We start from the raw sequence: 12,733 nt of genomic DNA, 5'->3' as shown, positions 1-12,733 counted from the left end.
CGACGAGGTCCTCGTCCTTGACCGCGGGCCAGGTTGTAGAAAGCGGTCGCACGCTCCAGGTCATCCAGAACGCGCGAGCCGCCTACGCCCAGCAACTGGACTCCACCACCAACCCCGTAGCCTGTTGGCTAAGCGAGATCAGGGCCTTTGTTGTTCGCGATCCACGTGTCCCGGGCTCTGTTTCCTTTGTTCAGCAGCCTGAATCCCTGCAGCCATGAGGTTGCGACAATCGCCAACGCCAGCGAATAGACGATGATGGCACCTGCCGACCATCCGCCGGAAACATGCCCCCAGGCCGCCACGATCACCGAGACCGTGTAGCCGACGATCCCCAGATAGAAGCCGGCGTAGACAAAAACGGACGCTATCCGGTGCGGCCAGGTGGCCTGACCGATATCCATGATCCGATCGCCCAGCCGTGAGCCCACGTACTTCCGCAGCGGCTCCTCAGGTTCCACAAACTCGCCGTCCGACGGGAGTTTCGATTGCAGGTACAACGAATACTCCAGGATCGACAGCGAGATGCCGTGCGACATCCCGCCGAGCGCCACTAGCGAGTGATATGCGGCGATCAACCAGAGCGGAACCGGCAGCAGCAGAACCACCTTCCAGTCCAGCGCGGTTCCGTACAGATCGGACACGGTTACCGCGCTGATCACATAAGCTGCGGCGATCCCCATCATCACCATGGCGACATTGAAGATTCCGATGGAATCGGTTTTCTCGCCCTGATACAGCGCGCCCAAGGCTGATACGGCATTTTCTTCGGACATGAGGCCCCCCACATGTTGTTGGTTGTTAACGTTCCAGCACACTGAGGAGTGCCGTCGCGGTTTCCTCCGGCCGCTCCACCAGCGGTATATGCCAACCGCCTTGCCTTCCCTCGACCACGACGTCGGCGAGCGAGGGAAAAATGTTCCGCCAGCGATTGATGGCGGTCGAGGTGTTGATCAGTGGATCTTGCTCGGACGACGTGGCATGCAGGTAGAAGATGCCCTTGAGATCGCCCGTGGTGGCGGCGTCGCCGGATCCGAGTTCGAAGCGCCCGATGAAACATCCCTGCGACGCAGCCGCGGTTCCTCCCACCCACGTGCCGGCTCTGTGTCCGCGTCGGACCAGTTGGGGATCGGCGCCCGCCCCCGTTGGCGGCGTGTCCACCAGTGCCGTGCCCGCAGCCCAGACGAGCGCGGCGATCGGACCTCCTCGATACCAGCAGGCGACCTTGAAGAGCCAGTCCGGGCGCTTAACGTCGGCGTACGCCGCGGGCGCGGTGTCCAGCACCAAGGTCGGTCGACCGTAGCGAGCCCCCTCTGCCTCGTACTGACGAAGCAACTGGGCCGCGACCATTCCCCCCATCGAGGCGCCGTAGAAAACCACTTCGCTCGGCGCCAACTCCTGCAGCGCTGCCTCGACCTGCCGATAGATTTCGGAGGTGTCCAAGCCGGTCTGCGGATAGTCCACCGACACCAGCGCATCCGTGCCGGCCACAAACGGTCGGAATGCCCGACCAACCACACTGCCGGACATGACATAACCCGGCAATACGACGATGGCCCGCCGATTCTGCCCGTCCCTGGCTGGAATCACCGACACGTGCGCTTCGGTACCGGTTTTGTAGACAAGGGCGCCGATCAGTGAGTCAATCAACGCCAATGCCAGCAGAACGCCGGCTGAAGCCAAGGCGATCCGCCGATAGCGACGCTTACGCAATGGAGTCACGAGTCACAGTAACTGTTCCCTTCCCCCGAGAGCAGAACTCCCCTGGCAGAACTATCCCCTGCGGGGATACTGATGCCAAGTGCTCGATTGCAGGATGTAACCTGCGATCCGCAACACCCCAGGATTGAGTCGGTTGCTCAGGGGAATCATGCGGCTGCGTCACGGCGGCCTGCTCCAGCAGGAGGATGTCAGAGTCAGCGAGACGAGCAGCGGCGGCGCGAATTGTCGTCGGGACGTCAGGCAGTGGCGAACGGTGCGACGCTAGGCGTCTTTCTCGTGCATCCGGCAGGAGAGGCTGTTGACCTCCTGGTAGCCCTCGTCGGTCACGATGACGGTCCCACCGACGACGACGCGGGTGCGGCCTCTGCAGGCGTTCGGCTCGAACGCCAGCGTCGTACCGGCCGGGAGGACCAAGTCCGTTCCCTGCAGTCGTGACAGGTTTTTCGGGGGAGGAGCAGGAAGTGTTGGGACGGTGGGTGCGTCCTGGCGGTTGGCGCGAGTGAAGCCGAGGAAGGCCTGGGGGTTGAGACTGTGCACCAGCGGTGTCAGTGCCCAGCAGCCGTTGTCCTGGACGGGCTGTTCCATCGCGTGGACGAGCTCGCCGAAGGTGATGCCGGCCCGCAGTACTGACAGGCCGGCCTCGTAGGAGGCTCGTGCCACGGCCGCGCATTGCGCGACGACCGGGTCCGGCTTGCCGACGGCGATGGACATCTGTACCTGGACTTCGACGTTGCCGAAGGTTGGGAAGATCTCGGCCATCACCAGGTCGTGGGGAGTGATCCGGCGTGGCGGCTCGGCGGTTGTGGTCCACCGGGGTGGTCCCCAGGCCAGGCTGGGATAACCCGAGTTGAGGATGAGGTTCGGGTAGCGTACGCCGCACCCACGACGGTGCAGTGCGGACAGGATCTCGGCGTAGATCTCGGTCTCGGGCACGCCGGGAGCGACGACGTCCAGCATGGCCTGGGCGGCCGCCTCGGCCGCACCTCCGGCCCAGCGGAGCAACGTCAGCTCCTCCTCGCTCTTGGGCAGCATCATCTCGTTGAAGTCCCAGGACACGTCGACGACCTCGCGACCCGGCAGACCGGTGATCAGATCCATCCAGAAGCGAGCGGGGACGAAGCCGCTGAATTCACCGGCGGTCTGGGTCTCGAGCCCCACGACGCCGAGTCGGCCGCGGCCACTCAGCTCGGTGATCAGGCCGGGGATCGCGGCGCCGTCCAAACCGGTGCGGTAGTCGTCGATCCATGGGACGACTCCCCGGGCGAAGCTGTCCTCCGCCCGATGGACACGCGTGTCCCCCCAGGTCACGGTCACCGGCGCGCCGGCGAGGGGAAAGACGACCAGCCCCTCGATGTAGTCGTTGCTCAGATAGTGCTCGTAGTGATCGCGGCTCCGGAAGCCGCCGACCAGCAGGAGATCGAGGTCGAATCTGCGCATGAGTTCGCGCGTCGCGGCCCACCGCCGATCCCGCTCGCGAAGCGAAAGGCCTTGTACCGGCGCGGTGGCTGGCGAAGATGTGGATGTCACCGGGTGCTCCAGGTCGGTTCGGCTCAGAAGGGATAGCGGGGAAGCTCGCTGCGCATCGTCACCCACTGCAGCTCCGTGAACGCTTCGAGATTCGACTGGTGGCCGCCATGACGAGAACCTGTGCCGGAGTCGCCGACACCGCCGAACGGGACCGGGACCTCGTCGTTGACCGTCTGATCGTTGATGTGGACGTTGCCGGAGGGAATTCGGTCCGCGAGTTCCAGGCCGCGCAGGACATCTCCGGTGAGGATTCCGAGGGACAGCCCGTACTCCGTGTCGCAGGCCAGCTCGATGGCCTCGTCGAGGGTCGCGAATCGGGTGATCGGAGCCACCGGGCCGAAGATCTCCTCGCGGAACGCGCGGTGCCCGGGCCTGACGTGGTCGAGTACGGTCGGCCGGTAGAAGAGCCCGTCGAAGGTGCCGCCTGCTTTCAGCTCTGCGCCGGCCGAGACTGTGTCGCGCACGATGGAGTCGACACGGTCGCGTTGCGTCTGGTCGATGAGCGGACCGAGCTGGACCGGTCGCGACCCGGCCGGGTCACCTACGGTGAGTGCCTGAGCCCGCTCGGCCAGCTTGGCCACGTACTCGTCCGCGATCGACTCGTGAACGAGCTGCCTGCCGGTGACCATACAGATCTGGCCTTGGTGGATGAACGACCCCATTGCTCCCACGCTGGGAGCGTGCTCGAGGTCGGCGTCCTCCAGAACGATCAGGGCGTTGTTGCCGCCCAGCTCGAGATGAGCGCGCTTGAGGTGGTGCGCCGCCAGTTCGCCCACTCGGCGGCCCGCACCCGTCGAGCCGGTGAAGGCGATCACCCGGGTGTGCGGAGTGGTGATGAGCCGTTCGCCCACGTCGGCTCCGCGACCGGGGAGCATCTGGAGGAGTCCCTTGGGCAGACCGGCCTCCTCGAACACGGCCGCGAGGGTGACGCCCCCGCTGACGGTGGTTCGGCTGTCCGGCTTGAGCAGTACGGCGTTGCCGAGCGCGAGGGCGGGGGCGACCGCGCGGATCGAGAGGACGATCGGTGCGTTGAACGGCGCGATGACCGCGACCAGCCCGACCGGGAGCCGGCGGCTGATGCTCAATCGGGGCTGGGCGCTCCGCAGGACGTCGCCGTAGGGCACCGCAGCCAGCGCGGCGGCCTCGTAGCATTCTTCTGCGGCGGTGGCGACTTCGTGCTCCGCTTTCGCCGTCGCGGAGCCGGATTCGCGCTCGAGCCATCCGACGATCTCGGCGGAGTGGGCGGTCCAGACGTCTCCTGCCCGACGGAGTACGGCGGCGCGATCTTTGTAGCTTCGCGCTGCCCACTCGCGCTGGGCGGCCATGGCGCTCTCGGCGGACGCGTCGACGTCTGCCGGTGACGCGAAGCCGATCTTGCCGAGTTGCTCGCCGGTAGCGGGGGAGACGATCGGGTGCTGGCCTCCGCCTCCGCTCCGCCATTGTCCGTCCACCCAGATCCGCTCGGACCATTGAGCCGGATCCAGCGACTTCAAACCGGTCGCGGTCAGGACACCTCCGGTCGGGAGGTTGTGGGAATCACTGTATGAAGGCATAGGTCTGTTCTCCTGTTGGATGAAAGGCCAGGCTCGATCTGGCGAAGAGTCACCAGCGGCCAGGCAGCACGCAGCTGCCGGCAACGGGAGTGCCGTGGGCAGGGCGGGGAATGGCCCGGGGGACAGGCCGTCACGCGCACCGGGATCTCGCTCGTCGGCGTGCGGCGCCGACGTCGGACGGGTGCGCTACTGACCTTCGTCGATGAAGGTCATGAGCGAGGGCGGTGCGGGAGTCGACAGGTGCGGAACGGCCCCGCGTCGCGGTGCTACAGCGCGTCTTCGGCGGCCGCCTGGTAGAGGCTCCGCACGACCGGCCTGAAGCCGAGCTCACGGGCGAGGGTCCCGTCAACGTGCCCCTTCCAGGGGTTCTCCAGTGGCTCGGAGGACTCCTTGTACTCCGCTCCGACGATCCGCGCGATCTCGTAGATCGAGGTCGGGGCGTCGTCGGAAAGGTTGACGACCCGGCCGTCCATCGCGCCGGTCAGCGCGATCAGCATCGCGAGTGCGATGTCGCGATGGTGGATCAGGCTCATCGTCGCCGCGGGGTGCCAGCCCCAGGAACCCAGCAGCCCCGGTGCCGACTCCAGATGGCCGTCACCGTCGCCGTACACGAAGGGGAACCGCAGGACGCTCCAAGTCAGTCCGCTGTCGCGGAGGAGACCTTCCGCGATGATCTTCGTTGCGGGGTAGGGCTGCGTCGCGGTGGCCGGATCGTCCTCGCGGGCCGGCCGGGACAACTCGTCACCGTAGACGAGGTTGGTGCTCGCCATGATCACGCGTGCTTCGGGAGCGTGGGCCTGGAGCGCGGCGATGAGATTCTTCGTGCCCCCGACGTTCACCTGCTCGATCAATACGGGGTCGGGAGTGCGCAGGACCGCGGCGAGGTGGATGACGGCGGAGACGCCTTCGACGGCCTTCGGCAGCGTCGCCGGATCGCACAGGTCGCCCTCGACGGCGGTCACACCCGCCGGAAGTTCTTTGCCGGGGCGGACGATCGCGCGGCACTCGACGCCGGCGTCCACCAGGCGACGAAGCAGGCGGGTGCCGACGAGGCCGGTTCCGCCGGTGATGAGGACTGTCATGATTCTTTTCCTTTCGGGAAGAGACTGTTGAGCTTGCCGGTCGCCTCGCGCAGCACGCGGGCGGTCGTGTCGATGTCGGCTTGAGCGACACCGTCGAAAGCCGTCTCGAGGATGAGAGCGATCGGATCGGGCAGCTTCTGCCACAACGCGGCACCGGCGGGGGTGATGGTCAGCACCTTCTGGCGCTGATCGGTGGCATCAGGCGTCTGCTCGACCAGGCCCTTGCGGACCAGAGCCGCCACGACGCCGGTGAGCGTCGCGCGCTCGATCTGCAGCATGCGGGTGAGGTCACGTTGCGAGGTCGGCCCCACTGTCATCAGCTCGTACATCACGTACCACTGCGTCGGCCCGACATCGTGCGGCCGCAAGACCGCTTCCATGACGACCCGGGTCGCGAAGTAGTACTTCTTCGCCCAGGCACCTGCGGACTGATGTTCGGGATCAACCTGTTTGCTAGCCACCTAACAAATATAGCTAGGTACCTAACAAAGTGTCAACCAAGGGCGCTCCGAAGGGTGTGTGTTTCATCCGGATCGATCCAGTAGCTGCGCCGCGGTGACGACCAGGCGGACGGGATCAAGACACATCCCCAGATTCACGTTCCGGGGATCGATCATGATCACCTCGCCCTGCTTGCCGGCGGCGACATGTGGGACCTGGAAGAGCTGCTCAACGAGCCGCTGCAAGCAGCCGTGAGGTCCGTCGCCAGGACGACCGCCCGAACGTTGTGCACCCAGTTCGGCGTCGCTCTGCATACCCCGGCACCGGACGCACACCCCGTGTACGAGGTGGGCGTGGGCGTCTGTAGTGCCGCCGTCATGGCCGCGGTGATGCCCCTGGTCCACGGCATAGCTCCAGAGGACTCCAAGCAGGCCAGTAGAAGGAACCTGACTCGCTCCTCATCGCCAACAGCGTGACCGCCGTCGGCCTGGCAGCCGGCATCGGAGTCACATCAGATGCCACCGGCAACGACTCGGTCTGGCTAGCGCTGCTGGTCGGCCTCGTGGCATCGCTGACGTTCTCTGCGACCACGCTCCTCCAGCACAACGCCTTCGAGCTAAAAGCACCGAAGCTGACAACCTGGGCGACTACAGTCGGCGGCTGCGGGTCACTTGCGAGGCTCGGGCTCCGAAGGGCTGACGTCGAGTACCGCGAGGAAGGCCGCCGCTGCGGGGGTGAGCCCGAACCTGCTCCAGATGAGGTGTTCGATGCGGACAGGGGCGTCCAGCACCGGGATCGTCACCACGCCGGACAGGTGCGGGGCGTAGTTCGACGGCAGCATGGCGATGCCGAGGCGCAGGTGAACCAGCCTTGCGAGGAACTCCGGGGAGGTCACCTCGAAGGGGACCTCGCGGTGCAGGCCGGCGGACGCGAAGGCCTGGTCGGATTGGTCACGCCCGGCGCTGCCCGCAGGGAAGTCCACGAACACCTCGGTCGACAGCCGAAGCAGGTCGACGTCGGCCTCGCCTGCGAGCGGGTGGTCGGGAGCGACGACGGCCACATGTCGGTCGTGAGCGAGCTTGCGGGAACGGACGCCGTCCGGGCGCGCAGTGGTGGGCAGGCCGAGGAAGGCGACATCGATCGTCCCGTCCTTGACCTTGGCCACCAATGACTCGCTGGTACCGACCCGAAGACCGATCCGGACCTGTGGATAGCGCTCGTGGAAGGCGCGCAGGACGGCGGGTACGTCGACCGCCGCCACCGTCGGGATCACGCCGACGGTGAGCTTGCCGCGGACTTCTCCGACAGCGGCCGCCACTTCGGCCGCCCCGCGTTCGGCGGCGTCGAGGCACTGCTGCGCGTCGGGGAGGAACGCTTCGCCGGCTGCCGTCAGCCGGACCCGCCGGCTGGTGCGGTCGAAGAGGCGGGCGCCCAGTTCCCGCTCCAGCCGGGCGATCTGGTGGCTGAGGGCGGATTGGACGACGAGGCATCGTTCGGCGGCGCGGGTGAAGCTCTTCGTCTCCGCGACGGTGACGAAGTACTGCAACTGTCGAAGCTCCATAGATCTATCTTGAATCACGATGGATGAAGTGACAAACATGTGTTGGACTCATTGATCGACCGGGCCGCACGCTGAGTAGGTGAAGAACATCGCCGCACTACAGCCCCGGTTGATCGGCGTCGTCGCGGTCACCTCCCTCGCACCGATCGTCTGGGGTACGACGTATGTGGTCACGACCGAGCTCCTGCCAGCAGGTCATCCGCTGTTCGCGGCGCTGCTCCGGGCACTGCCGGCCGGGCTGATCGCGTTGGCGGTCACCCGCACGCTGCCGCACGGGACCTGGCTGGCGAAGGGCGCGGCCCTTGGTGTGCTGAACATCGGGCTGTTCTTTCCGCTGCTCTTCGTTGCCGCCGAACGCCTTCCGGGTGGGGTCGCCGCCACCCTCGGAGCGGCGCAGCCGATTCTCGTCGCGGTGCTGGCGGTGACGATCCTGAAGCAGCGCCCGTCGGGCTGGCGGTTCGCCTGGGGTGTGGTCGGCGTGGTCGGCGTCGGCCTGGTAGTGATCGGCCCCGATGCGGGGTTCGACGTCGTCGGGATCGTGGCCGGTCTTGCCGGCGCGGTCACGATGGCGCTCGGGGTGACGCTCACGAAGCGGTGGGGGCGCCCGGAAGGCGTCAGTCCGACAGCGTTCGCCGGCTGGCAACTGACCGCAGGCGGCCTGTTTCTGCTCCCGGTGACGTTGCTGTTCGAGGGGATGCCGCCCGCGATCGACGGCCGCGCCGCGCTCGGCTATCTCTGGCTCGGCCTGGTCGGTGGACTCCTCGCCTATGTCCTGTGGTTCCGCGGCATCACGAAGCTGCCGGTCACTTCCGTCGCCGTACTCGGCCTGCTCTCGCCGATCGTCGCCGCTGTCCTCGGCGCCGCGCTGCTGGGCCAGTCGCTCGGACCGGTCGAGCTGACGGGATTCGCGCTCGCCCTGGCCGCGATCCTCGCCGGGCAGATTTCTCCGACTTTCAAGAAGCAGCGGGCGGGCACCACGCCGTCCGCTGCCCAACAGATCACACCCATATCAGGAGGTAGGAACAATGATTGAGAAGCAGGAACTGACGCTCTCCCACAGTGATGGCAAGCCGGATGCGATCGGCCTCGAGGCCGTCAACCGGATACTGCGCCCCGTGGGCGTACGCATTTCCCAGGTACCCGTCCCCACCGTGGCACACCCGATCCTCAAGACGTCCCAAGAGCAGGCTGTTCCGGAATCGCAGCACCCGGAACTCATCTCGACCTTCAACCTCGACAGAGACCAGTTGCTGGAGCAGATCGAGTTGGCCGGCCGCGAGGCCGCGACCCACCGCGGTGGCCTGTTGAGCACCTCGGAACATGGAGTAGCTCCCTATCCCAAGGTGTACGACATGAGGGCGATGGACTCCGCTGCACGGACCGCCACCCTGCGCCGCTTCGGCAGACTCCATATCAACAGCACCGACGAGGGTCTCGGCATCGACGAGGTGATGACGGTGGTGTACGCCGGACCGCTGACGTGGTTCTTCCAGCTCGCCGACGGCGTAGTCGGCAAGGTGTCACTGCCCGCTGTGGAGATCGGCGATCCGGCCTGGCGCCTGAGCTACCCCGGCCTCCAGCCCCACGGCGGCTTCCTCGACGCCGAGTACGGCCTGGTCGTAGCTTTCGCGCACGGCCCAGAGAAGTTCGTGATGCGCTACGAGCACCCGAACGTCGATGCGGAAGGCGCGGAGTTGCTGGGCACGAATCCGTGGGTCGACTTCAACGGCGAAGTGCCCCGGCTGCTCGACGACGCGATCCAGAACTGAGGCACGGCGTACAGAGCCGTAGAAGGGAATCAACGGTGTCAGCCAACGACCTGGAAGCCCGACTCGTCGCTGTGGAGGCGAAACTCGCACACCACAGCGACCTGGAAGCGATTCGGGATTTGATGTACGAGTACGGGTTCGCCTTCGACGAGGATCGCTTCGACGACTTCGCCAACTGTTTCACCGAGAACGCCACGGGCCGATATCACCCCTTCGCTCCCGGTTTCTCGGGAAGGCAGGAGATCCTCGACTTCTGCCACCGGCTTCGTGACGAGGACTCACTGCCCCGGCTGGAGATGGTCATCCACTACACGGTTTCGCCAATCATCGAGATCGATGGTGACTCGGCCAGCGGCCGATGGAACTGGATAGCTCCGTGCACGGTCAAGAGGGCGAACGAGGATCGGGTCGCGGCATGGCAGTTCGGCCGCTACGACGTGCAGTACGCCCGGACCTCGGACGGCTGGAAGATCCAGCACCAGACCACGGCCTATTTCGAGGTGTTCGAACACCTCGAGGGATGGGTGCGGCAGCCGATGATGTCGCTCCTGTCGTGATTCTCAAGGTCGGCCGAGTGCTCGACTTGTCGGAAGGTGTGTCATGACCGTCCAGTTCGGTGTCTCGATCAATCCGGCGCTCGATGTCGAGAACGGCTACCGGCTGGCGGCCGCAGCTGAACATTCGGGCCTGAGCCTGATTGGTGTGCAGGATCATCCGTACGTGAACAACTACATCGACGCGTTCGTCTTCATCGGCCAGCTGCTGGCGCGTACGCGGAGCCTGAGTGTGTTGTCCGATGTAGCGAACCTGCCGTTGCGGCCGCCGGCCATGCTCGCCCGTACAGCGTCGGCACTCTCCCGCGTTTCCGGAGGGCGGTTCGTCCTGGGTCTTGGCGCGGGCGGTTACTGGGACGCGATCACCTCGATGGGAATGCCACGGCGGTCCTCGGCCGAGGGACGGAGGGCACTCGCCGAGGCGGTCCAGCTGATGCGGGAACTGTGGCAGCCAGGTGCGAAAGTGACCCGTAACGGCGAGTTTGCTTCAGTGTCCGGGCTCGCTGGGCAGGGCCCGGCCGTACCCATCTGGATCGGCGCCCAAGGCCCGCGCACCCTAGCTGTCACCGGCCGGCTCGGCGACGGCTGGGCGGCTCCGATTCCGTCCTATCTTCCGTACGAGCAATACGCTCCAGCCAACGCGATCATCGACCGCGCAGCAGAAGAGACCGGGCGGCTGCCGGCGGCGGTGACCCGCGTCGTACAGCTCGTCGGCACGATCAACCCCACCACGCACAGCACTACGCACCGGAGTCCCGACCTGGTCGGCGCCGAGCCGATCCGCACCGATGCACGCGGCTGGGCCGAGACGCTAGTACGGCTTGCCACCGAACAGCCGTTCACTGTGTTCGTCTTCTGGCCCGAAAAGGGGGACGAGATGCAGGTCCGCCGCTTCGGCGAAGAGGTCGCCCCGATGGTCACCGCCAGTCTCGGGTAGCACAGAGGCTGAGCAGTTGTTCGCGTGAGAGCAGGGACAGCCTGGTGTTGCGGCCGTGTCCGTGCAACCGAATGCCGGTGCGATGTACGTGGTCACCGCGGAGGCCAAATCTTTCCGAGGCGGGAGCATCCGAAATCCGCTCACCGCGCGCGACAGCCTCACCCCGCAGTTTCTGCGGGGCGAGGCTCCGCTCGGCCGGGGGCATGCTGCCCTCTATCTGACCCCAACCGTCGGATCTCAGCGGTGATCGGGCCGCACTCAAGGCGGCGGGACCATCCACTGCGCCACCCGACAACCCGGCACCTAAGAGGCCGATCCCGCCACGCCATCGATTGCGCTGTCCGGTAGCCAGCGATCACAGTGGGATGGGTGTTGGTAACGGATCGTTCATCGGGGCGATAAAGCGAGTGGGAGTGGAGCTTCGGCTCGCGGGGTGGAATCGATGACAAGTGGGGAACCGTAATGCTGTGGTTTGCGTTATGAGGGGTCGGCCGGATGTCAGTTCGAGTGTCGCGATTGTCCTGTACGAGGCCTACGCGAAGATGTCCGGGCCACTGGGGGGCAATCACTATGCCTTGTACGACTACGCGCGGGTGGTGATGACGAAAATCGCTCCGGTGGATGCGTTCTACGTTGGACTGATTCACGCAGGGACGAAGGTCCGGTTCCCCTACAGCTACGACGGTACTCAACACGATGACTCGGATACGCACACTATCGGCCGGGACGGGCTGACCGCCTGGCTGCTGCTCAACAAGCGAACCTACCGGTTCGATCTGGACGGCGGGGTGCTGCTGAACGGGGGAGTCTCGTTCGGTGACGTGCGCAGGCGGTCAGCTGACGCCGTGACGGTGCCTTTGATTTCCGGGACGCTGGAGGGGCCCCAGGTCTTCGGCATGGTGTCGATGCAGAGCTACGAATCCGGTGTGTACAACGGTGAGGCGGTGGCGGCCTTCGAGTGGATCGCTGAGGTGATCGGCCGGGTGCTGTCGCGAGAGCAGGAGGATCGGGATGCGCTCACCCAGTTGAAACTGGGCACCGATGGCACGCTTGACAGCGATTTCCTGACCTCGGACCAGATGGTGGAGTATCTGGTCGAGCAGGTCGGAGAGGTACGGCGCGGCGCCGAGCAAGCACTTGATGAAGGCAGCCCGACGCTCGACCGGGCGTGTGCTGCACTGGCTGACGTCAGGGTGGCCTGTCTCCGGATCCAGGCGGAACTGGTCGAGATGACGTTGCTCGTCGACGATCGGCCGACGCTGCGGTTCAAGACCCTGACGCCGGCCGAGCAAACGATCGCCGTACTGCTGGCCGACGGGCTGAGCAACCAGGCCATCGCCGAGCAGTTGCGGCCGACCAGTATCAACACGGTAAAGACCCATCTGAAGAACATCGCGGCAAAGTACGGAATGAGCCGGCGAGCGGAGATTGCTGCGGATGTGATCAAACATCTGGGGAAGCTGCCCTAGTCCTTGCGGCTCACCCGGTGGGTGAGTTCACCCGGGTCATTCCTCACCCGGCACGGTATGGCTGGCAGTCTGGGCCGCGTGGATCATCGGTTCGGTGTCACCCGGGGGCGGATGATCCATG

13 protein-coding genes are annotated in these 12,733 nt (G+C 65.8%); 5 read left to right on the top strand and 8 right to left on the bottom strand.

Translation table 11 applies throughout. From position 1 onward, the window contains the following. Positions 1-128 precede the first annotated feature (128 nt). The 8 genes from ACFTSF_RS11405 to ACFTSF_RS11370 all read right to left on the bottom strand — a co-directional run bounded on the left by ACFTSF_RS11405 (position 129) and on the right by ACFTSF_RS11370 (position 7,883). A complete protein-coding gene (locus ACFTSF_RS11405) occupies positions 129-773 on the bottom strand; it encodes a hypothetical protein (RefSeq protein WP_380153731.1) in 645 nt (214 codons plus the stop codon). Positions 774-798: 25 nt separating this feature from the next. Next, a complete protein-coding gene (locus ACFTSF_RS11400; RefSeq protein ID WP_380153730.1) occupies positions 799-1,719 on the bottom strand; it encodes an alpha/beta fold hydrolase in 921 nt (306 codons plus the stop codon). 261 nt (positions 1,720-1,980) lie between these two features. Continuing rightward, positions 1,981-3,156 (bottom strand): M24 family metallopeptidase, encoded by a 1,176-nt coding sequence (locus tag ACFTSF_RS11395; RefSeq protein ID WP_380153729.1) that lies wholly within the window; start codon positions 3,154-3,156, stop codon positions 1,981-1,983. A gap of 113 nt (positions 3,157-3,269) precedes the next feature. Beyond that, the gene (locus ACFTSF_RS11390) at positions 3,270-4,799 is read right to left on the bottom strand and encodes a benzaldehyde dehydrogenase (RefSeq protein ID WP_380153728.1); all 1,530 of its coding nucleotides are present in this window, start codon (positions 4,797-4,799) and stop codon (positions 3,270-3,272) included. Between the two features lie 266 nt (positions 4,800-5,065). Further along, positions 5,066-5,881 (bottom strand): NAD-dependent epimerase/dehydratase family protein, encoded by an 816-nt coding sequence (locus ACFTSF_RS11385; RefSeq protein WP_380153727.1) that lies wholly within the window; start codon positions 5,879-5,881, stop codon positions 5,066-5,068. Next, complete coding sequence (locus ACFTSF_RS11380) at positions 5,878-6,342, bottom strand: MarR family winged helix-turn-helix transcriptional regulator (protein ID WP_380153726.1); 465 nt, start codon at positions 6,340-6,342, stop codon at positions 5,878-5,880. Before ACFTSF_RS11380 ends, ACFTSF_RS11385 begins: the two co-directional genes overlap by 4 nt. Before the next feature lie 63 nt (positions 6,343-6,405). Next, the gene (locus ACFTSF_RS11375; protein WP_380153725.1) at positions 6,406-6,567 is read right to left on the bottom strand and encodes a hypothetical protein; all 162 of its coding nucleotides are present in this window, start codon (positions 6,565-6,567) and stop codon (positions 6,406-6,408) included. 422 nt (positions 6,568-6,989) lie between these two features. Beyond that, the gene (locus ACFTSF_RS11370; RefSeq protein ID WP_380153724.1) at positions 6,990-7,883 is read right to left on the bottom strand and encodes a LysR family transcriptional regulator; all 894 of its coding nucleotides are present in this window, start codon (positions 7,881-7,883) and stop codon (positions 6,990-6,992) included. Between the two features lie 79 nt (positions 7,884-7,962). Between ACFTSF_RS11370 and ACFTSF_RS11365 the strand changes: the two genes are divergently transcribed. From ACFTSF_RS11365 to ACFTSF_RS11345, 5 genes are all read left to right on the top strand, one after another. Beyond that, positions 7,963-8,916 carry an EamA family transporter gene (locus ACFTSF_RS11365; protein ID WP_380153723.1) on the top strand — a complete coding sequence of 318 codons (954 nt, stop codon included), beginning with the start codon at positions 7,963-7,965 and terminating at the stop codon, positions 8,914-8,916. Next, on the top strand, positions 8,909-9,652 hold the full coding sequence (locus tag ACFTSF_RS11360) for a hypothetical protein (RefSeq protein WP_380153722.1): 744 nt from the start codon (positions 8,909-8,911) through the stop codon (positions 9,650-9,652). Before ACFTSF_RS11365 ends, ACFTSF_RS11360 begins: the two co-directional genes overlap by 8 nt. Before the next feature lie 35 nt (positions 9,653-9,687). After that, positions 9,688-10,209, top strand: coding sequence for a nuclear transport factor 2 family protein (locus tag ACFTSF_RS11355; RefSeq protein WP_380153721.1), 522 nt, complete (start codon positions 9,688-9,690; stop codon positions 10,207-10,209). A 43-nt stretch (positions 10,210-10,252) separates the two neighbouring features. Then, complete coding sequence (locus ACFTSF_RS11350) at positions 10,253-11,143, top strand: LLM class flavin-dependent oxidoreductase (RefSeq protein WP_380153720.1); 891 nt, start codon at positions 10,253-10,255, stop codon at positions 11,141-11,143. A 575-nt stretch (positions 11,144-11,718) separates the two neighbouring features. Beyond that, positions 11,719-12,612, top strand: a complete 894-nt coding sequence (locus ACFTSF_RS11345) for a LuxR C-terminal-related transcriptional regulator (protein ID WP_380153719.1) — start codon at positions 11,719-11,721, stop codon at positions 12,610-12,612. The last annotated feature ends 121 nt before the right edge of the window (positions 12,613-12,733 follow it).

It is taken from the genome of Kribbella sp. NPDC056951 (assembly GCF_042674205.1).
In the GTDB taxonomy this organism is placed as follows: Bacteria; Actinomycetota; Actinomycetes; order Propionibacteriales; family Kribbellaceae; genus Kribbella; species Kribbella yunnanensis.
This window is presented reverse-complemented; position numbering and strand designations above follow the sequence as displayed.